We start from the raw sequence: 21,694 nt of genomic DNA, 5'->3' as shown, positions 1-21,694 counted from the left end.
CGCGGGGACTGCTATTCGGGAGCGGGCAGCCTTGCGAACTCGTCCAGGGCATGGGACAGCCACTGGATCCAGAAGGTCTCCAGATCGATGCCGGCCCGCAGCACGAGGTGCTGGATGCGGTCCTGCGCCGAGTCCCTGCCGGGTCCGAAGTCGCGCTTCTCGATCTCCTGGTACTCGGCCAGCTGACGCTGGTGCAGGGTGAGATGGTGGCGCAGGTCGGCCTCGATGCCCTCGGTCCCCACCACGGCCGCGGCACGCAGCCGCAGCAGCAGCACATCACGCATCGGCTTGGGGTCCTGCGACATGGCCGCCCAGCGGGCGAGTTCTGCGCGGCCCGCGGGCAGAACCTCGTAGGACTTCTTCTGCCCGCGGGCCGGCTGCTCGGTCGGCAGGGCACGGATCAGGCCGTCGTGTTCGAGCCGCCCCAGCTCGCGATAGATCTGCTGGTGGGTCGCCGACCAGAAGTAGCCGATCGACCTGTCGAACCGGCGGGTGAGTTCGAGACCTGAGGACGGCTTCTCCAGCAGGGCGGTCAGGATCGCGTGCGGGAGTGACATGGGGCCATCCTAGGTAGGCGGTGCACGGCGCTCCTACAGCGCCGCCGCCAGCTCCGTGCCCTGCTTGATGGCCCGCTTGGCGTCCAGTTCGGCCGCAACGTCGGCGCCGCCGATCAGGTGCGGTGTCCGGCCCGCGGCCGTCAGCTCCTCGTACAGGTCGCGGCGCGGCTCCTGCCCCGTGCACAGCACGACCGTGTCCACCTCCAGGACCAGGCTCTCGCCGTCCACGGTGATGTGGAGCCCCTGGTCGTCGATGCGGTCGTAGCGCACGCCCGGCACCATGGTGACGCCGCGGTGCTTCAGCTCGGTGCGGTGGATCCAGCCGGTGGTCTTGCCGAGTCCCGCGCCGACCTTGGAGGTCTTGCGCTGGAGGAGGTGGACGGTGCGCGGCGGGGCGGGCCGCTCGGGCGCCGCGAGGCCGCCGGGGGCCCGGTAGTCCATGTCGACGCCCCAGTGGCGGAAGTAGGCCGCCGGGTCCTCGCTCGCCTTGTCACCGGCGTCGGTGAGGTACTCGGCGACATCGAAGCCGATGCCGCCCGCGCCGAGGATGGCGACGCGGTCACCGACGGGCGCGCCGTCACGCAGTACGTCGAGGTAGCCGAGGACGCGGGGGTGGTCGATGCCGGGGATCTCGGGGGAGCGCGGGGTGACGCCGGTCGCGACGACGATCTCGTCGAAGCCGTCGAGGTCCGCGGCGGCGACGCGGGTGTCCAGCCGGACGTCCACGCCGTGCAGGTCGAGCTGGGTGCGGAAGTAGCGGAGCGTCTCGTCGAACTCCTGCTTGCCCGGGACCTTGCGGGCGACGTTGAGCTGGCCGCCGATCTCGCTCGCCGCGTCGTACAGCGTGACGTCGTGCCCGCGCTCGGCGGCGGACACCGCGCAGGCGAGCCCGGCCGGACCGGCGCCCACCACGGCGACGCGCTTGCGCAGCCGGGTCGGGGACAGCACCAGCTCGGTCTCGTGGCAGGCACGCGGGTTGACCAGGCAGGAGGTGATCTTTCCGCTGAAGGTGTGGTCGAGGCAGGCCTGGTTGCAGCCGATACAGGTGTTGATGGCCTCGGGGCGCCCGGCCCGCGCCTTGGCGACGAAGTCGGGGTCGGCGAGCATCGGACGGGCCAGGGAGACCATGTCGGCGTATCCGTCGGCGAGCAACTGCTCCGCCAGCTCGGGGGTGTTGATGCGGTTGGTGGTCACGAGGGGGACCGAGACGGCACCCATGACCTTCTTGGTCACCCATGCGTACGCGCCGCGCGGCACGGAGGTGGCGATGGTCGGGATACGGGCCTCGTGCCAGCCGATGCCGGTGTTGATGATGGTCGCTCCGGCGGCCTCGACGGCCCTGGCAAGGGCGATGACCTCCTCGAGGGAGGAGCCGCCGGGGACCAGGTCGAGCATGGACAGCCGGTAGATGACGATGAAGTCCTCGCCGGCGGCCTCGCGTACCCGGCGCACGATCTCCACGGGGAACCGCATCCGGTTCTCGTACGAGCCGCCCCAGCGGTCCTCGCGCCGGTTGGTCCCCGCGGTGATGAACTCGTTGATGAGGTAGCCCTCGGAGCCCATGATCTCCACGCCGTCGTAGCCCGCCTGCCGGGCCAGGCGGGCGGCGCGCGCGTAGTCGTCGATCGTCCGCTCGACCTCTTCGTCGGTGAGCGCGTGCGGGACGAACGGGCTGATCGGGGCCTGGAGCGCGCTGGGCGCGACCAGATCCTGGTGGTAGGCGTACCGGCCGAAGTGGAGGATCTGCATCGCGATCCGTCCGCCCGCCTCGTGCACGGCCTCGGTGATGACCGAGTGCTGCTCGGCCTCCGCCTCGGTGGTGAGCTTGGCACCGCCCTCGTAGGGGCGTCCGGCCTCGTTGGGCGCGATGCCGCCGGTGACGATGAGACCGGCTCCGCCGCGCGCCCGGGCGGCATAGAACTCGGCCATGCGCTCGAAGCCGCGCTCCGCCTCCTCCAGGCCCACGTGCATAGAGCCCATGAGCACGCGGTTGGGCAGGGTGGTGAAGCCCAGGTCGAGCGGGGTCAGCAGATGGGGGTAGCGGCTCATGGGGCCCTCCGTCCGGCGTGTCGTGCGTCTGTTGTAGACGACGAGGGCCCCTTTATGCAACTAGTTGCACAAGGCTGAGGGCAGGGCGCGGGGCCACCTCGGCCACCGTGAGGAGGGGCGGGCCATCCCGGTGGACACCGGACCGGACCGGCCCGCTCCCCCCGTCACGTCAGGGCCGGGTTCCGATCAGGACGTTGGCGTACCACTCGTTTGAAACCGCGAGCCGGGTCCGCAGCCCTCCCCGGGTGAACGCCTCCACGGCGGGGGGAACCTGGTGTTCGCTCGTCTCGACGAGCAGCGAGCCCCCGGGGGCCAGCCATCCCGCCGCCTCCGCGGCGACCCGGCGCAGGACCTCCAGGCCGTCCGAGCCCCCGTCGAGGGCGACCAGGGGCTCGTGCTCCCGGGCCTCGGACGGCAGCAGCGCCACCTCGTCCGTGGGCACATAGGGCACGTTCGCGGCCAGCAGGTCGATACGGCCCCGCAGTTCGTCCGGGAGCGCGGCGAACAGATCGCCCTCGTGCACCCGGCCACCGTAGGCGGCGACGTTGCCGCGGGCGCAGCGGACCGCGGCCGGCTCGATGTCGGCCGCGTGCAGTTCCGGGCCGTCGAGTGCGGCGGCGAGCGCGGCGCCGACCGCCCCGGAGCCGCAGCACAGGTCCACCACGACGCGGGCGTCCGGCCCGGCGGCGAGGGCCTGCCGGACCAGGAACTCGGTGCGGCGGCGCGGCACGAAGACGCCCGGTTCCACGGTGATGCGCAGTCCGTGGAACTCCGCCCAGCCCAGAACCTGTTCGAGGGGCAGGCCCGCGACCCGCCGGCCGACCATGGCGGCGGCCTCGTCGGGTGTTCGGGCGGTCTGGAGGATCAGCTCCGCCTCGTCCTCGGCGAAGACACAGCCGGCGGAGCGCAGAGCGGTAACGACGCGGGAGCGCGACATGGGTGGCATGGAGCCGAGAAGCCTTTCGGTTGACCGAAAGGGCGCTCTCGCGGTCACCTAGCGGCGGTGATCCGCGCTGCCTCGAGGTGAGAGCGCCCGAGCCGACACAGCGGAAATGGGTCTCACCTCCCTTGCCAACACCGGCCGGGACGATCCGCGGCAGGGACGGTCACCCTAGCAGGAGCAGTGGTGACCGGCCGCCTGCCGGTGCGGACGGGGCCGGAGGCCGCCTTCACAATCCGGTTGTACTCTACAACTGAGTAGCCACCGAGGGAGGCCCCGTGCAGGCAGTCGAGGCGTCCGGCGCAGCCGCCGGCACCGAGCGGGACGCCGCCGCTCCCGCGGCGGACGCGGCCGTCGAGACCATTCACCGTGAACTCACCGCGTTCGCCCGGCGCGCCCGCGCCTCGGCCGCCCGCATGCACCCGGAACTCTCGCTGGTCTCCTACACGCTGCTCGGGCACCTGGAGCAGAGCGGCGGCTGCCGCGCCACCGACCTGGCCGACCACTACGCGCTGGACAAGTCGACGGTCAGCCGCCAGGTGACCGCGCTGGAGCGGGCCGGACTGCTCGAACGGCGGCCCGATCCGGGTGATCACCGGGTCCAGGTGCTGCATCTGACTCAGGCGGGCACCCGGATCCTGGCCCAGGTCACCGAGAGCCGCCGGGAGGCGTTCCGGGAGCGGCTCGCAGGCTGGCCGGAAGAGGACCTGCGGCGTTTCGCGGGGTATCTGCTGCGCTACAACTCCACCACGCCGGCCGATCTGTGACACGGCTGAGCGGCGCCGGCATCGGAGAACCGTCTGCCCGGCGCCGCTCTCGTTCCCCGTGGGTCACATGCCCACGGTCTGCTCGTCCGCCGAGGGCTCCGGTACCCGTGCCGACAGGAACCTCGTCCTGCGGCGGATCCTGAACCCCAGGGACTCGTAGAGCCGGATGGCACCGGTGTTGCCCGCGCCCGTGTGCAGGAAGGGTGTCTCGCCGCGCTCGCGGATGCCGTGCGCGACCGCCAGGATCAGCCGGGTCGCCAGTCCCTCGCCACGGACGGCCGGATCGGTGCACACGGCGCTGATCTCGGTCCACCCCGGCGGATGCAGCCGCTCGCCGGCCATGGCGACCAGGGCGCCGTCCCGGCGGATGCCGAGGTAGGTGCCCAGTTCGATGGTGCGCGGCAGGAACGGCCCCGGCCGTGTGCGCTCGACCAGGTCCAGCATCTCCGGCACGTCGGCGGCGGTGAGCCGGACGGCCTCCCGGTCGGGGCCGGCTACCACCCCCTCGTCGACCAGTTGCACACCGTCCAGGTCGAAGGTGATCTCCCACCCCTCCGGCAGCGCGCCCCGGAAACCGGCCAGCGGAGCCTCCCCGCCCGGACCCGCGAGCGCCGCGAGGTCGTCCCAGTCGTCGGTGTCGGGATCGTCGGGCAGGCCCACCCAGGGGGAGACGTCCGTCGGGTAACGCAGGATGCGGCCCCGACGCTCGGCGAAGTGGGCGTGCGGGCCGGTGAGTGAGGCGAGTGCCGGATTGTCGAGGACGTGCGGGGTGCCGCTCCTCATGCGCCGGCCTCGATCACGAGCTTGCCCCGGACGTGGCCCTCCTCGACCGCGCGGAGCGCCTCCCCGGCACGCTCCGACGGGAAGGTCCGGCCGACATGGGGGTCCAGATCTCCGTGCACCACCAGGCGCGCGACCTCGTCGAGCACGGCGGCGGTGCGGGCCCGTGCCACGCGTGCGCCGCCCAGCCGCTCGATCTCCCGGGGCGCCCCGGCGGAGAGCAGCTTCGACCGGTCGGTCAGCAGGGTCGCGGCCTCCTGAAGGGCCTCACCGCCCACGAGGTCGTAGACGCCGTCCACACCCTCGGGGGCGACGGCCCGCACCCGCGCGGCCAGTTCCGCGCCCGGCGCGACGTGCACGGCGCCGAGCTGCTCGACGAACTCCTTCTTGCCCTCGCTCGCCGTGCCGATCACACGCAGCCCGAAGGCACGGGCGATCCTCACGGCGGCGACCCCGGCTCCCCCGCCGGCACCGGTCACCAGCAGAGTCGCGCCGGCGGGCAGGCCGAGCCGGCGGATCCCGTCGTACGCGGTCGCCGCGGCGACCGGCAGGACCGCGGCGTCCGTGAAGGACAGCTTCTGCGGCAGGCGCGCGCTCCCCGCGGCGGGCAGCGGGGCGTACTCCGCGTATCCGCCGGCCACGGTGTTACCGAAGACCGCGTCACCGGCGGCGAACCCGGTCACGCCCTCGCCGACTTCCTCGCCGACTCCGGTGGCCTCGTTGCCGAGGACGATGGGGAACTCCGGCTCGCCCGTGTCGCCGGGGCCTCTCATGCTCCTACGGAGCTTCCCGTCGACGGGGTTCACGCCCGCCGCGCGTACCGCGGCGAGGATCTGCCCGGGGCCGGGACTCGGCCCGTCCACGTGCACGAAGGTCTCGGTATCCGGGCCGCCGTACCGCGTGTACGCGTACGCCTTGGGCATGGTCTGCCTCACTCTCCTTCGCTGTCGCCGGACCGCCGGTCCTCGAGGTCTCCGGCAGCGGCCACTACTCGCCAAGGAAGACCGGATGGCGGCTATTCCCGGCTGCCGGCAACTTCATCCGCACGCAATGGCCGGGGTCGGGGCACGGTCCGCGGGCGCGTACGGTGGAGTGCGCACCCTGATCACGCACGGCCGGCGGTCCCGTCCGGCCGCCCGGAGAGGTACCGCCCCGCCATGCACGTCACCCGAGGCTTCACCGGGCGCCCACGCGTCCCCGACCCCGGGCTTCCGCCCGGCCAGTACGACGCGGGCGACGACTGGCCCGTTCTGTCCGCGGAGGTCACACCCGATCTGGCGGCGTCGGACTGGTCGTTCCGGATCGACGGCCGGGTGGCGGAACCACGCACCTGGACCTGGGCGGAGGCACACGCACTGCCCGCGTCGGCGTACGACGGCGACATCCACTGCGTGACCGGCTGGTCGAAGTTCGGGGTGCGGTTCGGGGGTGTGTCGCTGGACGCGTTCCTGGACATCGCCCGGCCCGGGGCGACGGCCACCCACGCCGTCGCCTACTCCCACACCGGATACACGGCCAATCTCCCGCTGGCCGACCTCACCGGGGGGCGCGCCTGGATCGCCTTCGAGTACGACGGGAAGCCGCTGCCGGCCGAGCACGGGGGTCCGGCGCGGCTGCTGGTGCCTCATCTGTACTTCTGGAAGAGCGCCAAGTGGATCGCGGGGCTGCGGATCCTCGATCACGACGAGCCGGGGTTCTGGGAGCAGAACGGCTATCACCCGCGGGGCAACCCGTGGGAGGAGCAGCGGTACTCCGGTGACTGAGACGACCATGGCCTCCGGCCGTTTCCGGCCTCCCACCCGGTTCGCCGTGCCCGGGCGGATCGCCGTGAGCGGGAGCACCGCCGCGGTGTGGCGGACCGCGACGCTGACCGGGATCCGCCGGGAGACAGCGCGTGCGGCGACGTTCCGGTTCGCGGTCCCCGGCTGGGCGGCCCATCTGCCCGGGCAGCACCTGATGCTGCGGCTGACCGCCGGGGACGGTTACGTGGCCCAGCGGCACTACTCGATCGCGTCGCCGCCCGGCGACAGCGGGCACATCGAGCTGACCCTGGACCATGTCGAGGGCGGCGAGGTCTCCGGCTGGTTCCACACCGTGGCCAGGCCCGGGGACCGGATCGAGGTGCGGGGCCCGCTGAGCGGCTTCTTCGCCTGGCCCGGTGACCGGCCCGCGCTGCTCGTCGGCGCCGGCTCGGGGGTGGTCCCGCTGATGTCGATGGTGCGCCACCATCGTGCGTACGGCCTGGACGTGCCGCTACGGCTGCTGGTCTCGGCACGCGGACCGCGGGATCTGATCTACGCGGACGAGTACGGCGCCGAGACCGCTCCCGTCTTCACCCGCAGCGCACCCGAAGGTGTGCCGGTGGGCCGTATGTCCGCCGCCCATGTGGCGCCTCTCATGGCCGAGGCGCCTCCCGGTGGTTGGGAGGCCTATGTGTGCGGTTCCAACGCGTTCGCCGAGCACGCCTCGCGGCTGCTGGTCGAGGCCGGGCAGCCGGTGGACCGTATCCGTATCGAACGTTTCGGCTGACCCGTCGAACGATGCCGGCCGACGGTCCCGCCGCGCCTCGCCGGGAGCCCCGGCCGCGCGGCGCCGCCGTACCGGCCCCAGGTTTCGGGGCCACATGGCCGGGAACTTCGCCGGGGAGGAGAATCGGCATAAAAGGCCGTTTCATGTCGGAAGCATCCAGTGCCGCGTCCGCGTCGCCTCCGTGGCGCGTCCGCGCCGGTCCGTGAGCGGCCGTCCCCGGGTCAGGGGTCGGCGGGTGCGGCCGGTCCGGCGGGAACGGACCCCTGATGCGGGGCTCAAGGGGCCACCGCCGTCGTGGACCGCGGGCGGCGGGGTTCCGTGTCGGCCTGCCCCTTCGGTGGCGGGCCGGTGCATCGCGGGCGCCGTCACGCGGTGCTTCGCCGAGGGGCTCCTTGTTCGTGGCCGGGGGCGATGTGCGGGTTCCCCAGGGGGCTCGACCCCTCCACGAGCGGGACGTGGCGGCAAGGAGGTCGAGATGCGAACCCGGATGCGCGGCTGGCGCTGGCGGCGCAATCCGCTGCGCCGGCGATCGGATGTCGTCGAGGCGTGGACGGCGCTTCTCGTCGCCCTCCTGCTGTGCGTCGGAGCGCCGCTCGTCGGCGCGGCCGTGGGCTGGTGGGCGTACGGCGACGCGCGCGCGACGCAGACCGGCCAACTCTCCCAGCGCCACCAGGTGACCGCGGTTCTCGTCGAGGACGCCCCGGCCGTGGCGCCCTCGAGTCAGGGTGCCAAGCAGCCCCTGTACCGGGTCCAGGTGCGCTGGACCGAGCCCGGCAAGGGCACCCGGACGACGTTCGCGCAGGTGCCTGCGGGCTCGGTGCACGGCGACCGGGTGCGGGTGTGGCTGGACGCGAAGGGCCACGGCGTCGCCGCGCCTCCCAGCGACGCCGCGGTGTGGCAGCACGGTGTGACGGCCGGTGTGTGGGCGGCGGGCGGCATGGCCGGGGCGGTGTTCCTGGGCCGCGCCGTGGTCGGCCGGGTCGCCGAGCGGCACCGCATGGCGGAATGGGAAGCGGAGTGGGCCCGGACCGGCCCGGACTGGCGGCGGCGCACGGCGTGACGGGCCGAGGCCCCAGTGCCGGGCCGATTCGGCATCTGGCGGCTCCCCGGACGTCACCGTACGGTGTGATCATCCACATCCGTGACGTCAAAGGCGGTCCCCCATGGCCCTGTTCGACCTGCCGCTCGACCAGCTCCGTGAGTACCGCAGCGCCTCCGTGGAACCCTCGGACTTCGACACGTTCTGGGCGAAGACGCTCCAGGAGGCCCGCGAGCACGACCTGGACGCCCGCTTCGAGCCCGTCGAGACGGGCCTGAGGACGGTCCAGGTCCTCGACGTGACGTTCGCCGGCTTCGGCGGCCACCCGGTCAAGGGCTGGCTGACCGTGCCGGCCTCCGCGGACGGGCCGCTCCCCGTCGTGGTGGAGTTCGTCGGCTACGGCGGCGGGCGCGCGCTTCCGCACACGCATCTGCTGTGGGCGTCGGCGGGGTTCGCGCACTTCGTGATGGACACGCGCGGGCAGGGCAGCGCCTGGGGCGGCGGAGACACCCCCGACCCGGTCGGCAGTGCGCCGGCCTTCCCCGGGTTCATGACGCGCGGCGTCGAGGAGCCCGAAACGTACTACTACCGGCGGCTGTTCACGGATGGAGTGCGGGCCGTCGAGGCGGCCCGGGCGCATCCGCTGACCGATGCCTCCCGCACCGCGGCCGTCGGCGCGAGCCAGGGCGGCGGCATCACGATCGCGGTCGGCGGGCTCGTACCGGATCTGGTGGCGATCGCGCCCGACGTGCCGTTCCTGTGCGACTTCCCGCGCGCGGCCACACTCACGGACCGGCACCCGTACCGGGAGATCGGCAGCTACCTCAAGACGCACCGCGGCCGCGCCGAGCGGGTGCTGCGGACCCTGTCCTATTTCGACGGCGTGCACTTCGCCGCGCGCGGCCGGGCACCCGCGTTGTTCTCCGCGGCGCTGGAGGACCAGACGTGCCCGCCCTCCACGGTCTTCGCCGCGTTCAACGCCTGGGCGCACGAGGACAAGACGATCGAGGTCTACGACTTCAACGACCACGAGGGCGGCGGCCCCCACCAGGAGGCGGTCAAACTGCGCTGGCTGCCGGCCCGCTTCTGAGGGGGCCGGGGACGGGCCGAACTCGCCGCGTATCTCCGCTGGTCGTTTCCCAGCCGAGTGCACCCTCGACGGTGGTCCGCCGGGTACCGCGCGGTCCGACCAGTCGGTATGTTCATGGTGCCCGGCCCCCCGGCCGGGTACATCCACGACGGATCACGGAGGGCCCATGTCCCGGAACGTGCCACGGATCGACGGCTACTGCGATTCGCGATTCGCCGCGGTGCGCGCGGCGTTCGAAGACAACTTCCGCGGGCGCGAGGAGTTGGGCGCGGCGGTCACCGTCACGCTGGACGGGCGGACGGTGGTGGACCTGTGGGGCGGCTGGGCGGACGCGGCACGCACCCGGGCCTGGGAGCGCGACACGGTGGTCAACGTCTGGTCCACGACCAAGGGTCCGGCCGCGCTGTGCCTGCACATCCTGGCCGACCGTGGTCTGCTCGACCTGGACGCCCCGGTGGCCGCGTACTGGCCGGAGTTCGCAGCCTCGGGCAAGGAGGCGGTCCTCGTACGGCATCTGCTGTCGCATCGCGCCGGTCTCGCCGGTCTGCGCGAGCCGCACTCGGTGGACCAGCTCTACGACTGGGAGCTGACCGTCGCGCGACTCGCGGCGGCCGAGCCGTGGTGGGAGCCGGGCACGCGGAGCGGATATCACGCGCTGACCTACGGCTTCCTGGTCGGTGAGGTGGTCCGGCGGGTTTCGGGAGAGCTGCCGGGCGCGTTCCTTGAGCGCGAGGTGACAGGGCCCCTCGGTATCGACTTCACCATCGGGCTGCCGGAGAAGGAGGCCGGGCGGGCCGCCGAGCTGGCACAGCCGCGGGCCGCGGAGCGCGGAGAACAGGCGGCGCTGCTCGCCGGGTTGACGCCCGTGGCGCTGGCCGCGCTGACCAATCCCGCCGTCGGTGCCGCGGAGGCCAACAGTCCGCGGTGGCGGGCCGCCGAACTGCCCGCGCTCAACGGCCACGGAACGGCCCGCGCGGTCGCCGCGCTGTACGGGATCCTCGCCCGGCGCGGTGACTGGGGCGGCCTGCGGGTGCTGTCTCCCGCGGCCGTGGAGCGGGTGCGCGAAGGGCAGGGCAGCTGTCGTGACCTGGTGCTGGGCGCCGGGTTCGGCAGGGACACGGAGGTCGGGCTGGGCCTCTGGCTCAGCGGCCGCGAGGGTTCCTACGGGCCCAATCCGCGGGCTTTCGGGCACGACGGCCTCGGCGGCTCCTGCGGTCTCGCGGATCCGGAGGCGGGCGTCTCGATGGGGTATGTGATGAACCGCATGGGCCCGCACATCGCCGACGATCCGAGGAAGACCGCACTCGTCGACGCCGTGTACGGCGCGCTCTAGGGGAGGCGGGGCACGGGCCGGATTCGGCCGAAGTGCCGGACCACCCTTTCCTGGTGGTTTAGACCAATGCTAGACCTGGTCGCGCAACGATTCCGCATGGCTACGTCTTGTCACCAGGAGGCGCGGACATGGCCCGCACCATCCCATCCGACCATCCTCTTCCCCACCCGCGGGAAGAGCCGCTCTACTGGAGGGTCGCCACCCAGCTGCTCGGCGAGTTACGCGACGGCGGCATCCCGCCCGGGGAACGGCTGCCCGGGGAACGGCAGTTGGCCGAGCGCTTCCGGGTCAGCCGGGAGACCGTGCGCCAGGCCCTGCAGATTCTGCGCCGCGCCGGGCTGGTCACCACCGACCGGCGCGGCAGCCACGCGGTGCTGCCCGGCGCCCCGGCCGAGCACATCCCCTCGCTGGCCTTTCCGGTGGGCGCGCAGGGCGCGGAGCCCGGCCGCGCGACCGTCACCTGGGAGGTCCCCTCCCCGGAGCACGCCCGGGAGCTGGGCCTCGCGCCACGGCGGCCCACACTCGTCCACCGCTACGCGTCGGCCGCGCCGGACGGCAGCGGGATGCGCACGGCCGTCACCTCGTTCTCCGCGGTCGCCGTCGCCGAGGTGCCGGAACTGAACCGCTACCGTGACCGGGCGGACGGCAGGGCCTCGGCCGAACTCGGGCGTGCCTACGACTGGATGCGCACGGCCGGCCTGACCCTGCACCACCGCGACGCGATCACTCCGCTGCCGCCGACCGTGCGGGTGACCCGGCGCGTGCACGACCAGTGGGACCGGCCCCTGGAGATCACCGATCTCGTGGTGGAGGCCCAACGCGACGCGCTTGTCTACGAGTTCACCCTGCCGGCGGCCGACTGAACCCCGTCGGGACGCCGCCGCTCGCCCGCGTGGCCACGAGCAGCCGGCAGCGCGGACTGCCGTCGGGGCGGCGGCCGAAGTCCGGCAGCGCCTGATGCTCCACCGTGAACCCGGCGCGGATCAGCTCACGCCGTACGTCGCCGAAGCGGAACGCGCGGTAGTACATCACGAACGGCGGCCGCCACAGGGTGTTGCGGACACGCATCGCGGTGTCGAAGCCGAGCAGCACCCAGTACCAGGGCGAGGCCGGGCGCGACGGGGCCCCGATCGGGAACACGAACCGTCCGCCCGGCCGCAGCACCGAGTGGATCTGCGCGAACAGTCCGGGCAGCTCGCCCGGCAGGAAGTGACCGAAGGCGCCGAAGCTGACGACCAGGTCGAAGACGGGGCCGAAGGGCAGGGCACGGGCGTCGCCACGCACCCAGGCGACCCGGGGCCGGCCGTCAACCCGCACCTGCCGCCGCCCGACGGCCAGCATGCCCGCGCTGAAATCGACCCCGGTGACGCTCTCGCGGCAGACCGTGCGCAGGACGTCCACGCCCGCCCCCGTACCGCAGCACAGGTCGAGTCCGTGGTCGAAGGGCCCCATCGCGTCCAGGGCGTGCTGGACGGCGTCCAGCACCGTGTCCGGGGTCCGGAAGGGGGTGTGGTCGAACTTGGGTGCGAGCAGATCGTATCCGCGCTGGACCGAGGACAGTGCCTGAACGGCCAGCTCGCGGAGGCTGGGGCCGTGCGGGGAGAACATGCTGTCAGCTTAGGCACGACTGCGGGCGTACGGGGAGGTTCGGCTTCTGAGTGCATGGCCTCACTGACAACGTTGTTCCGCTTCACCTCTTGACGCGATTGGTCCAGACCTTTAGCTTTCGGGTCGTCAAGTCGGGCTCCATACACCGGCGTTCACGTCCGCCTGGCCAACCCCCACGAGGTGTCGACAACGATGACCACGGCCCAGCTTCCCTTCAGAGGATTCCCTCTCATACGCGCCGTCCTCGGCCGGTTCACGGTCGGCGCCGTCCTGGCGGTCCTCGCGGCCGCCCTGTTCTCCGCCGCGCCCGCGCACGCCGCCGACGGCCGGATCACCGGCCTGGCCGGAAAGTGCGTCGACGTGGCGGGAGCCAACAGCACCAACGGCACCGCCGTGCAGCTCTACGGCTGCAACGGGACCGGTGCCCAGCTCTGGTCCAACCCCGGCGACGGCACCCTGCGGGCGCTCGGCAAGTGTCTGGACGTCGTCGACCGCAGTACGGCCGACGGGGCGGCGGTGCAGCTGTGGGACTGCTCGGGCGGCGCCAACCAGCAGTGGGTGGTCTCCGCGGCCCACGACATCGTCAATCCGGCCTCGAACAAGTGCCTGGACGTCCGTGACAACAACCCGGCCGACAGCACCCGCCTTCAGATCTGGAGCTGCTCGGGCGCGGCCAACCAGAAGTGGAACGCCCCCGCGAGCGGCGGCAACCCGGCCCCCTCCGGATTCGTGGTCACCGAAGCCCAGTTCAACCAGATGTTCCCGAACCGGAATGGGTTCTACACCTACAGCGGTCTCGTACAGGCCCTCAGCTCCTACCCCGGTTTCGCCAACACGGGCAGCGACACCGTGAAGAAGCAGGAGGCCGCGGCCTTCCTGGCCAATGTCAGCCACGAGACCGGCGGTCTGGTCTACGTGGTGGAGCAGAACACCGCCAACTACCCCACCTACTGCGACTGGAGCCGGCCCTACGGCTGCCCGGCCGGACAGGCCGCCTACTACGGGCGTGGCCCCATCCAGCTCAGCTGGAACTTCAACTACAAGGCCGCGGGTGACGCGCTCGGCATCGACCTTCTGCACAACCCCTGGCTGGTGCAGAACGACCCGGCCGTGGCCTGGCGCACCGGACTGTGGTACTGGAACACGCAGTCCGGCCCCGGCACCATGACCCCCCACAACGCCATGGTCGGCCAGGCCGGCTTCGGGCAGACCATCCGCAGCATCAACGGCTCCCTGGAGTGCGACGGACGGAACCCCGCCCAGGTGCAGAGCCGTGTGGACGCCTATCAGCGGTTCACCGCCATCCTCGGCGTCAGCCCCGGGTCCAACCTGTACTGCTGAGCACGCTGAGGGGGCCGGGGTGCCATCCCGGCCCCCTCAGCCCGTCTCAGGGCCGCGGGCGCACGGGCAGCGTGCGTACGCTGTTGCTCACAAAGCTCGCATGGCGGGTCAGCCCGGCCGCGGGAACGGCGAGTTCCAGGTCCGGGAAGCGGGTGAACAGGCGCTCCAGCGCGATCCCGGCCTCGAGGCGCGCCAGGGGCGCTCCCAGGCAGTAGTGCGCACCGTGCCCGAGCGAGAGATGCCGCACGGTGCCGTCCCGCCCGGGCCGGGTCACATCGAACCGTTCGGCGTCCGCACCGTGCACGGCCGGGTCGCGCCCGGCGGCCGAGTATGCGGCGATCACGGGTGTGCCCTTGGGGATGACCGTCCCGTCCACGGTCAGGTCGCGCAGGGGGTACCGGAAGGGAAAGTAGCTGACGGGCGCGTCCCAGCGCAGGGTCTCCTCGACGACGTCGTCCCAGCCCGCCTGCCCCTTGCGGACGAGTTCCAGCTGGTCGCGGTGGCCGCACAGGGCCCGTACGGCGTTGGTGATCAGGTTCAGTGTCGTCTCGTGTCCGGCGACGATCATCAGAGTCAGCGTGCCGATCAGTTCCTGCTCGCTGAGCCGGTCGCCGTCCTCGTCGCGGGCTGCGATGAGCGCGCTGGTGAGGTCGTCACCGGGACGCCCGGCCTTGGCGGCCGCGATCTCCCCGAGCACGGTGACCAGTTCCCGGTTGGCGGCGATGGCCTGGCGGGGACCTATGTCGGTGGCGACGATCTGGCTGGACAGCCGGTGCAGCCGGTCCCGGTAGCGGTCCTCCACACCGAGCAGCTCGCAGATCACCCCCATCGGCAGGGGCATCGCGAAGTGCCGCCGCAGATCGGCCACTCCACCGCCGGACGCGGCCGCCCGCTCCAGCTCGTCGAGCAGGGACTCGGTCAACTCCTCGACGCGCGGGCGCAGTTCCGCGACCCGCCGGGCCGTGAACGCCCGGCTGACGAGCGACCGCAGCCGCCGGTGGTCGTCGCCGTCCGCGGTGGTCATCCCCTGGACGACCGTGAAGGTCATGAGCGGCCAGCCCTCGGCGATCCGCCCCTCGCGCAGGGCGGTGAAGTGCCGTGCGTTCTTCGCGACATCCGGATGCGCGAGGAATTCCCTGAGCGCCTCGTGCCCCAGGACGGCCATCCCCTCGACCTCCCCGGGCAGCAGGACCGGCGTGACCGCCCCGCGCGCGAGCAGACGCGCATTGTCGGCGTGCGGGCAGCCGCCGGAAGGGTCGGGGCGGTGTGGTGCGGCGGAGGAGATGTCCACCGGTGACTCCTTGTCGCGGGGAACGGGCTGACGCCGTACGACGAGCGATTCTGCCCGGGATCGGGAGGCGGGAACAGATGGCACCGCCCATACGTTGAGAGCAGTGCATGGACCCGCACCCGCCCGTCGAGTGCTACAGTGCGGTCAGCACCTGTGTACGCCCGGTTCCGGGCGCCGGTGCCTTTCTCCTGGGTCCGCCGATCCGTCCGCCGTCGCCCACGACCGGCGCACCGGCATTCCTGCACATCTCGCGGACAGTGCGGTGACCGCCGTGTCCGAAGTGATGTTCCCCGCCGAGCGAGGCGTGAGCATGCCACCTCCCGGCTTCTTCCCCCTCCTTCCTCCAGTGTTCCTTCTGAAAGGACCTCATATGACCACCACACTCGAACGCCCTCCCATGGAGCGCCAGCGCACCCCGCAGACCGTCACCGGAGTCCTCGACATCGACCACGGCGGGAAGGGGCATCTGCGTGCCGGCAGCTGCCAGGCCTCGCCCGCCGACCTCCAGGTCTCCCCCGCCCTCATCCGCCGCCACGGTCTGCGCAAGGGCGACACGCTCGTCGGCGAGGGCGTCGGGCGAGCCCTCACCGAGGTGGCGCGGATCAACGGCCGTTCCCCCGACGAACTGCGCGGACGCCCGCACTTCCCGGACCTCACCCCGCTGCACCCTCGCGAGCGGCTGCGGCTCGAACATCCCGCGGCGGGTCTGTCCGGGCGCGTCGTCGACCTCCTCTCGCCCGTCGGCAAGGGTCAGCGCGGGCTGATCGTCGCCCCGCCGAGGACCGGCAAGACCGTGCTGCTCCAGCAGATCGCCGCGGCCGTCGCCGGGAACCACCCCGAATGCCGTCTGATGGTGGTGCTGCTGGACGAGCGGCCCGAGGAGGTGACCGACATGCGGCGCTCGGTACGCGGCGAGGTGTACGCCTCGACGTTCGACCGGACGCCCAAGGAGCACATCGCGCTCGCGGAACTGGTCGTCGAGCGCGCCAAGCGGCTCGTCGAGCAGGGGCAGGACGTCGTCGTCCTGCTCGACTCGCTGACCCGGCTGTGCCGGGCGCACAACAACGCGGCCGCCGCCGGTGGCCGCACGCTCAGCGGCGGTGTCGACGCCGCCGCCCTCCAGGGCCCCAAGCGGCTCTTCGGCGCCGCCCGTCTGGCCGAGGAGGGCGGCTCCCTCACCATCCTCGCCACCGCCCTGGTCGAGACCGGTTCCCGCGCCGACGACTTCTTCTTCGAGGAGCTCAAGAGCACGGGCAACATGGAGCTCCGGCTGGACCGGGCCCTTGCCTCCCACCGGATCCACCCGGCCGTGGACATCGCCGCATCCGGCACCCGCCGCGAGGAACTCCTGCTGTCCACGGCCGAGCTGACGGCCGTACGAGGACTGCGGCGCGCCCTGAAGTCGCGTGACGGCCAGGCGAATCTGGAGACCCTGCTGGAGCGGATGCGGGCCACCCCCGACAACGCGACGTTCCTGCGCCGGGTCCAGCCCACGCTGCCGGCCGGATGACGGCCCGCCGGGCGGGCCCCGGCGTGCGGCATCCGGGTGCCCCGGCCCCCCACTCGGCCCACGCTGCCGGGGCACGGGCCCCGTAACCGTTCCTACGGTGGCGAGTATGACCATCGGATTCACGTCCCGCGTCGTCGTCTCCTGCTGCGCTCTCGGCGCGGCCTGGACGGCGGCCCTCCCGCCTCCCTCCGCCGTCGCCGTCGCGGGAACCGACTACGGATCTCCACGGCCCCCGGCCCCCGGGCCCTCCCTCCTGTACACGTCCGGAACACAGGTACGGCAGCGCCCCGGCGTACCCCGACTCCCGGAGGTCTCGGCGCTGTCGTGGCTGGTCGCCGACGCCGGCACCGGCGAGGTGCTGGCCGCGCACGACGCGCACCGCCCGCTGCCGCCGGCCAGCACCTTGAAGACGCTGTTCGCCCTCACCGTGCTGCCGGGCCTGCCCGCCGACACCCGGCACACCGTCAGCGCGCGGGAGCTGGCGGACGTCGGACCCGGCAGCAGCCTCGTCGGGATCAGGGAGGGGGACACCTACCGGGTCAGCGACCTGTGGAGGGGCGTCTTCCTGAACTCCGGCAACGACGCCGTGCACGTACTGGCCGCCCTCAACGGCGGTGTGCGCACCACGGTCAGCCAGATGCAGGCCAAGGCCCGCGCGCTGGGCGCATATGACACCCATGTGGTCTCTCCCGACGGGTACGACGCCGACGGACAGGTCTCGTCCGCGTACGACCTCGCGGTGTTCGGGCGAACCGGGCTGAAGAACCCGGAGTTCGCACGCTACTGTGCCACCGCCGAGTCGAGCTTCCCCGGCGACGGCGGCGGCACGTACGAGATCGCCAACACCAACCGGCTGCTGACCGGCCGCAACGGCGTCCAGCCGTACCCGGGCCTGATCGGCATCAAGAACGGCTACACGAGCCGCGCCGGCAACACCCTCGTGGCCGCCGCGCACCGCGCCGGACGCACCCTCGTGGTGACGGTGATGAACCCTCAGGAGGGCGGCGGTTTCGCGGTCTACGAGGAGGCGCGCTCGCTGCTCGACTGGGGGTTCGCCGCCGCCGGACGGGTGACACCGGTCGGCTCGCTGCCGGCCGACCGGCCGGCCGTGTCGCGCGCCGGTCCGTTGCCGAGGACGGCCCCGGCGGCGGCCCGCGAGGCGGCCGGGCCCGTGAGCGTGGTGCTGGCGGGTGCGGCGGGCGCGAGCGTGGGCGCGGCGGTCGCGCTGGCGCTGTGGCTCAGACGCTGGCGCTCGCCCTTCGATTGACCGGCCGGCAGCCCCAGCAGCAGCCCGAGGGTGATCCATGTGTAGGTGTTGCTGCCGAGGAAGCCGTCGATGCCGGACGCGTCGTCGAACCACAGCCAGACCACACTGCTGCACAGCACCGCGTACAGGGCGGCCGCGATCCGCAGCCGGCGTCCGCGCAGCAGCACGGCGAAGGACGGCAGCAGCCAGACGAGATGGTGCACCCAGGTGATGGGACTGACCAGGCAGGCGGCCAGCCCGGTGAGAGCGAAGGCGGCCTGCCAGTCGCCGGCCCGCAGCGCACGGCGCGTGCGCCGGCCCCAGACCGCCAGGACCAGCACCACGGCCAGCGCCCAGGCCGCCCGGCTCGGTGCGTCGGGCGCCGCGAGCCGGGCGAGGATGCCCTGGAGGGACTGGTTGGAGACGTAGTCGAGGCGGCCCACGCGGCTGGTGTCCCAGAGAGCGTGCGTCCAGTAGAAGCGGGAAGCGTCCGGTGCCGCCCAGGCCGCGACCGCCGTCGCCGCGCCGGCGACGGCGGTCGCCAGCGCCGCGGCCCGCCAGCGCCGTGCGAGCAGCAGCAGGCCGATGAAGAGGGCGGGCGTCAGTTTCACGGCCGCCGCGAGTCCGATCGCGGCCCCGGCCCAGCGCCCGCGCCCGGTGGACAGCAGCCAGGCGTCGGTGAGCACGAGCGCCAGCAGCAGCAGGTTGACCTGGCCGAAGCTGACGGTGTCGCGGACGGGTTCCAGCAGCGCCAGGGCACAGGCGGCCAGTGCCCAGCCGAACCAGCCGTGGACGCGCAGTTCCCGGCCGGCGAGGATCCACAGCACAAAGGCGGCGGCCGCGAGGTTCAGCAGCAGTGCCAGGGCGATGGCGGTGCCCAGCCCGACGAACGCCATGGGCAGCATGCTCAGGGCGGCGAACGGCGGATAGGTGAAGCCGTATGTGGTCCCCGGCACCCGGTAGTCGTAGATGCGCCCGCCGTGGTGGATCCAGGTGTGCACGGTCCCGTAGTAGACGCGCAGGTCGAACCAGCCGCGCAGCAGCGGGACCGTGGCGGTGAAGACGGCGACGGCGGCGGCGAGGACGAGCACGAGGGCGAGCCGGCCCCGCTCGGTGCGCGGCGCTCTCACGCGGTCCGTCCGAGCACCGGCGCCTGGGCGGCCTGATGCGCCTGCCAGAGCACCACGACCGCGAGTGCGCCTCCGGAGACGGCCAGCAGTACCTGGGCGAGGTCCGGGGGTCCGCCGCTCGGCAGCACGGCGAGCGCGAGGACCGCGGTGGCGGCGGCCACCCGGTGGCGTACGGAGGTGCTGGGGGCGGCGGCGGCGATGAGGAACAGCCCCCACAGGGCGTACCAGGGGCGGATCGCGGGGCCGAGAACGGCCACGACGGCGAGGCTGAGGCCGAGCGCGTACACCGGGGCGGGCCGCAGCCGCAGCCAGATGAACAGCACGGCGATCATTGTCGCCAGCAGCCCGGCCGCGTGCCAGACCGGTGTCGCGAGGGGCGCGAGGCCGCTGCCGAGGTCGTCGAGCAGACGTCCGGTGACCCGGCCGAGGACGCTGGTGGGTGACCAGTTGTGCGGGGAGATGGGCGTCTTCAGGGCCGCCACCCAGCCGTAGCCCGTACCGGCGACCGCCGTGGCCACCACCGTCGTGAAGAGCGCGGCGGCCGCCGTCGTCGCCACCGCCCGCACGACGCCGACGTGCCGGCGCAACGCGACCACGGCCAGCAGACCCAGCGCGGCCGGGGCCTTGACCAGTGCGGCGAGCGTGATCAGCACGACACCGAGGAGGTGCAGCCGGCCGCGGGCGGCCAGCAGGCCGACACCGAGCAGGCCCAGCATGATGGCGTCGTTGTGGGCGCCGGCGACCAGATGCAGCAGCACCAGGGGGTTGAGGGCCCCGAGCCACAGCGCGGCGGCCGGGTCGGCCCCGCACTGCCGGGCCAGCCGGGGCAGCGCCGCCGCCATCAGGCCCACGCCGAGGAGCGCGACGAGCCGCATGCCCAGCAGCCCGGCCGGCAGCTGGCCGCGGGTCAGGCCGGAGAGTGCGGAGGCGACGACGAGGAAGACCGGCCCGTACGGGGCCGCGGTGTCCCGCCACACCGGCGCGACCTCGTTGGCCAGCGGTCCGCCGAGCTGTGCGGGTCCGTGTGCGTAGACGTCGATATGGGCGTCGACCATGGCTCCCTGCGCGAGGTAGCTGTAGACGTCCCGGCTGAACAGGGGCGGTGCGAGCAGCAGCGGTGCCGCCCAGACGGCGAGGACCAGCAGCAGGGCGCGCGGCGTCGGCGGCTCGGGTCCGCGGATCACCCGGCCGAGCAGCGCCCACGCCGCGATCAGCAGCACCACACCGAAGTAGACCCCCACCAGCCCGAGGGCGGCGCGCCCGGACTCCGGGGAGACCAGATCCGCGACCGGCAGGGCCCCGGCGGTCTCACCGCCCAACGCTAGAAAGGCGGTACCGGCCAGACCGAGAGCCTGGCAGCGGCGGAGATCGACGGGGAAAGCCATGGCCAACACTCGGCAAGCGTGTCAACACCGGATGGCCGGTAGGCGACGCCCGCCCCTCGTGGCGGCGACTCGCGTGTGACCGGCGTGTAACCGGTGCCACCGTGGACCGGGGCGCTACGGGAGACGAGGGAGCCGGAGGACACCGCGCGCGGTCCGGGATATGGACGGCACGCTCAGAACACGGACAGTCCGGTGAGTGTGGTGAACCGGTCCAGTGCCGCCACCCCTGCCACCGAGTTTCCGCGCTCGTCCAGGCCCGGGCTCCACACGCACAGCGTGCAGCGGCCGGGCACGACCGCGATGATCCCGCCGCCGACGCCGCTCTTGCCGGGCAGGCCGACCCGGTAGGCGAACTCGCCCGCCGCGTCGTAGGTGCCGCAGGTCAGCATCACCGCGTTGACCTGCTTGGCCTGGCTGCGGGTGAGCAGCCGGGTGCCGTCGGCGCGGACACCGTGCCGGGCCAGGAAGCCGGTGGCGAGGGCGAGGTCCGCGCAGGACGCCTCGATGGAGCACTGCTGGAAGTACTGGCCGAGGAGGACCGGCACCGGGTTGTCGATGTTGCCGTAGGACGCCATGAAATGGGCGAGGGCGGCGTTGCGGTCACCGTGCGCGGTCTCGGAGGCGGCGACCGCCTGGTCGAAGGTCAGCTCCGGGTTGCCGCTCTCCGCCCGCAGGAAGTCGAGCAGGGTGCCGGCCGCGTCGCCGGTACGGGTGTGCAGCCGGTCGGTGACGACGAGGGCGCCCGCGTTGATGAAGGGATTGCGCGGGATGCCGTTCTCGTACTCCAGCTGGACCAGGGAGTTGAACGGGTTGCCGGAGGGCTCCCGGCCCACGTGCTCCCACAGCTCGTCGCCCTCGCGGGCCAGTTGCAGGGCGAGGGTGAAGACCTTGGTGACGGACTGCGCGGAGAACGGCTGCCGCCACTCCCCCACTCCGTAGACCGTGCCGTCCGGCTCGGCGATCGCCATGCCGAAGCGGTTGGGGTCGTAGGCGGCGAGCGCGGGGATGTAGTCGGCGGTCCTTCCGCGCCCGGGCTGCCGCTCCATCTCTTCTGCGATGCGCTCCAGCACGGGCTGGAAGGTCGGCGAGGGGGCCATGG

19 protein-coding genes and 1 pseudogene are annotated in these 21,694 nt (G+C 72.8%); 10 read left to right on the top strand and 10 right to left on the bottom strand.

Annotated features, from left to right (window positions below):
* Positions 1-11 precede the first annotated feature (11 nt).
* From ABZ876_RS14075 to ABZ876_RS14065, 3 genes are all read right to left on the bottom strand, one after another.
* Complete coding sequence (locus tag ABZ876_RS14075; protein WP_361779292.1) at positions 12-557, bottom strand: PadR family transcriptional regulator; 546 nt, start codon at positions 555-557, stop codon at positions 12-14.
* Between the two features lie 33 nt (positions 558-590).
* Positions 591-2,606 (bottom strand): NADPH-dependent 2,4-dienoyl-CoA reductase, encoded by a 2,016-nt coding sequence (locus ABZ876_RS14070; protein WP_361779290.1) that lies wholly within the window; start codon positions 2,604-2,606, stop codon positions 591-593.
* A 169-nt stretch (positions 2,607-2,775) separates the two neighbouring features.
* Positions 2,776-3,552 (bottom strand): putative protein N(5)-glutamine methyltransferase, encoded by a 777-nt coding sequence (locus ABZ876_RS14065; RefSeq protein WP_361779287.1) that lies wholly within the window; start codon positions 3,550-3,552, stop codon positions 2,776-2,778.
* 356 nt (positions 3,553-3,908) lie between these two features.
* Between ABZ876_RS14065 and ABZ876_RS14060 the strand changes: the two genes are divergently transcribed.
* Positions 3,909-4,313, top strand: a complete 405-nt coding sequence (locus ABZ876_RS14060) for a MarR family winged helix-turn-helix transcriptional regulator (protein ID WP_361779937.1) — start codon at positions 3,909-3,911, stop codon at positions 4,311-4,313.
* A 63-nt stretch (positions 4,314-4,376) separates the two neighbouring features.
* Here ABZ876_RS14060 and ABZ876_RS14055 read toward each other — a convergent pair whose 3' ends face one another.
* Entirely contained in the window at positions 4,377-5,096 is a 720-nt protein-coding gene (locus tag ABZ876_RS14055) for a GNAT family N-acetyltransferase (protein WP_361779284.1), read from the bottom strand.
* Entirely contained in the window at positions 5,093-6,016 is a 924-nt protein-coding gene (locus tag ABZ876_RS14050; RefSeq protein WP_361779281.1) for an NADP-dependent oxidoreductase, read from the bottom strand. The genes ABZ876_RS14055 and ABZ876_RS14050 overlap by 4 nt, the downstream gene beginning before the upstream one ends.
* A gap of 234 nt (positions 6,017-6,250) precedes the next feature.
* Between ABZ876_RS14050 and ABZ876_RS14045 the strand changes: the two genes are divergently transcribed.
* From ABZ876_RS14045 to ABZ876_RS14020, 6 genes are all read left to right on the top strand, one after another.
* Complete coding sequence (locus tag ABZ876_RS14045) at positions 6,251-6,856, top strand: sulfite oxidase-like oxidoreductase (protein ID WP_361779278.1); 606 nt, start codon at positions 6,251-6,253, stop codon at positions 6,854-6,856.
* A gap of 7 nt (positions 6,857-6,863) precedes the next feature.
* Complete coding sequence (locus ABZ876_RS14040) at positions 6,864-7,622, top strand: ferredoxin reductase (RefSeq protein ID WP_361779934.1); 759 nt, start codon at positions 6,864-6,866, stop codon at positions 7,620-7,622.
* 475 nt (positions 7,623-8,097) lie between these two features.
* Positions 8,098-8,682 (top strand): hypothetical protein, encoded by a 585-nt coding sequence (locus tag ABZ876_RS14035; RefSeq protein WP_361779275.1) that lies wholly within the window; start codon positions 8,098-8,100, stop codon positions 8,680-8,682.
* A 103-nt stretch (positions 8,683-8,785) separates the two neighbouring features.
* A complete protein-coding gene (locus ABZ876_RS14030) occupies positions 8,786-9,751 on the top strand; it encodes an acetylxylan esterase (RefSeq protein ID WP_361779272.1) in 966 nt (321 codons plus the stop codon).
* 166 nt (positions 9,752-9,917) lie between these two features.
* Positions 9,918-11,084, top strand: coding sequence for a serine hydrolase domain-containing protein (locus tag ABZ876_RS14025; RefSeq protein WP_361779269.1), 1,167 nt, complete (start codon positions 9,918-9,920; stop codon positions 11,082-11,084).
* 128 nt (positions 11,085-11,212) lie between these two features.
* Positions 11,213-11,947 carry a GntR family transcriptional regulator gene (locus tag ABZ876_RS14020; protein ID WP_361779266.1) on the top strand — a complete coding sequence of 245 codons (735 nt, stop codon included), beginning with the start codon at positions 11,213-11,215 and terminating at the stop codon, positions 11,945-11,947.
* Here the strand turns inward: ABZ876_RS14020 and ABZ876_RS14015 are convergent.
* The gene (locus tag ABZ876_RS14015; RefSeq protein WP_361779263.1) at positions 11,925-12,692 is read right to left on the bottom strand and encodes a class I SAM-dependent methyltransferase; all 768 of its coding nucleotides are present in this window, start codon (positions 12,690-12,692) and stop codon (positions 11,925-11,927) included. The two genes, ABZ876_RS14020 and ABZ876_RS14015, sit on opposite strands and share 23 nt — an antisense overlap.
* A gap of 192 nt (positions 12,693-12,884) precedes the next feature.
* Between ABZ876_RS14015 and ABZ876_RS14010 the strand changes: the two genes are divergently transcribed.
* The gene (locus ABZ876_RS14010) at positions 12,885-14,033 is read left to right on the top strand and encodes a glycoside hydrolase family 19 protein (protein ID WP_361779260.1); all 1,149 of its coding nucleotides are present in this window, start codon (positions 12,885-12,887) and stop codon (positions 14,031-14,033) included.
* A gap of 46 nt (positions 14,034-14,079) precedes the next feature.
* Here the strand turns inward: ABZ876_RS14010 and ABZ876_RS14005 are convergent, their stop codons facing one another.
* Positions 14,080-15,324, bottom strand: a complete 1,245-nt coding sequence (locus tag ABZ876_RS14005; RefSeq protein WP_361779257.1) for a cytochrome P450 — start codon at positions 15,322-15,324, stop codon at positions 14,080-14,082.
* 370 nt (positions 15,325-15,694) lie between these two features.
* Between ABZ876_RS14005 and rho the strand changes: the two genes are divergently transcribed.
* On the top strand, positions 15,695-16,834 hold the full coding sequence (gene rho, locus ABZ876_RS14000) for a transcription termination factor Rho (RefSeq protein WP_361779254.1): 1,140 nt from the start codon (positions 15,695-15,697) through the stop codon (positions 16,832-16,834).
* Positions 16,835-16,940: 106 nt separating this feature from the next.
* A pseudogene (locus tag ABZ876_RS13995) lies at positions 16,941-17,816 on the top strand (serine hydrolase); the annotation flags it as partial.
* 35 nt (positions 17,817-17,851) lie between these two features.
* On the opposite strand, the gene ABZ876_RS13990 reads toward ABZ876_RS13995, so the two are convergent.
* From ABZ876_RS13990 to ABZ876_RS13980, 3 genes are all read right to left on the bottom strand, one after another.
* Positions 17,852-19,210 carry a glycosyltransferase 87 family protein gene (locus ABZ876_RS13990; RefSeq protein WP_361779251.1) on the bottom strand — a complete coding sequence of 453 codons (1,359 nt, stop codon included), beginning with the start codon at positions 19,208-19,210 and terminating at the stop codon, positions 17,852-17,854.
* Positions 19,207-20,595, bottom strand: coding sequence for a polyprenol phosphomannose-dependent alpha 1,6 mannosyltransferase MptB (gene mptB, locus ABZ876_RS13985; RefSeq protein WP_361779248.1), 1,389 nt, complete (start codon positions 20,593-20,595; stop codon positions 19,207-19,209). Before mptB ends, ABZ876_RS13990 begins: the two co-directional genes overlap by 4 nt.
* A gap of 173 nt (positions 20,596-20,768) precedes the next feature.
* Positions 20,769-21,692: a glutaminase gene (locus tag ABZ876_RS13980; RefSeq protein ID WP_361779246.1), complete on the bottom strand. Its 924-nt coding sequence runs from the start codon at positions 21,690-21,692 to the stop codon at positions 20,769-20,771.
* Positions 21,693-21,694: the final 2 nt, after the last annotated feature.

This window comes from Streptomyces sp. NPDC046931 (assembly GCF_040644655.1).
In the GTDB taxonomy this organism is placed as follows: domain Bacteria; phylum Actinomycetota; class Actinomycetes; order Streptomycetales; family Streptomycetaceae; genus Streptomyces.
The sequence above is the reverse complement of the archived record's forward strand: the minus strand, read 5'-3'. Positions and strand labels throughout refer to the sequence as shown.

Bases quoted from the DNA above. Each gene is read 5' to 3' on its own strand.
- ABZ876_RS14015 (WP_361779263.1), bottom strand. From the start codon at position 12,692: ATGTTCTCCCCGCACGGCCCCAGCCTCCGCGAGCTGGCCGTTCAGGCA.
- ABZ876_RS14020 (WP_361779266.1), top strand. From the start codon at position 11,213: ATGGCCCGCACCATCCCATCCGACCATCCTCTTCCCCACCCGCGGGAA.
- ABZ876_RS14030 (WP_361779272.1), top strand. From the start codon at position 8,786: ATGGCCCTGTTCGACCTGCCGCTCGACCAGCTCCGTGAGTACCGCAGC.
- ABZ876_RS14075 (WP_361779292.1), bottom strand. From the start codon at position 557: ATGTCACTCCCGCACGCGATCCTGACCGCCCTGCTGGAGAAGCCGTCC.
- ABZ876_RS14070 (WP_361779290.1), bottom strand. From the start codon at position 2,606: ATGAGCCGCTACCCCCATCTGCTGACCCCGCTCGACCTGGGCTTCACC.
- ABZ876_RS14045 (WP_361779278.1), top strand. From the start codon at position 6,251: ATGCACGTCACCCGAGGCTTCACCGGGCGCCCACGCGTCCCCGACCCC.
- ABZ876_RS14010 (WP_361779260.1), top strand. From the start codon at position 12,885: ATGACCACGGCCCAGCTTCCCTTCAGAGGATTCCCTCTCATACGCGCC.
- rho (WP_361779254.1), top strand. From the start codon at position 15,695: ATGACCACCACACTCGAACGCCCTCCCATGGAGCGCCAGCGCACCCCG.
- ABZ876_RS14055 (WP_361779284.1), bottom strand. From the start codon at position 5,096: ATGAGGAGCGGCACCCCGCACGTCCTCGACAATCCGGCACTCGCCTCA.
- ABZ876_RS14025 (WP_361779269.1), top strand. From the start codon at position 9,918: ATGTCCCGGAACGTGCCACGGATCGACGGCTACTGCGATTCGCGATTC.
- ABZ876_RS14035 (WP_361779275.1), top strand. From the start codon at position 8,098: ATGCGAACCCGGATGCGCGGCTGGCGCTGGCGGCGCAATCCGCTGCGC.
- ABZ876_RS14040 (WP_361779934.1), top strand. From the start codon at position 6,864: ATGGCCTCCGGCCGTTTCCGGCCTCCCACCCGGTTCGCCGTGCCCGGG.
- mptB (WP_361779248.1), bottom strand. From the start codon at position 20,595: ATGGCTTTCCCCGTCGATCTCCGCCGCTGCCAGGCTCTCGGTCTGGCC.
- ABZ876_RS13980 (WP_361779246.1), bottom strand. From the start codon at position 21,692: ATGGCCCCCTCGCCGACCTTCCAGCCCGTGCTGGAGCGCATCGCAGAA.
- ABZ876_RS14065 (WP_361779287.1), bottom strand. From the start codon at position 3,552: ATGCCACCCATGTCGCGCTCCCGCGTCGTTACCGCTCTGCGCTCCGCC.
- ABZ876_RS14050 (WP_361779281.1), bottom strand. From the start codon at position 6,016: ATGCCCAAGGCGTACGCGTACACGCGGTACGGCGGCCCGGATACCGAG.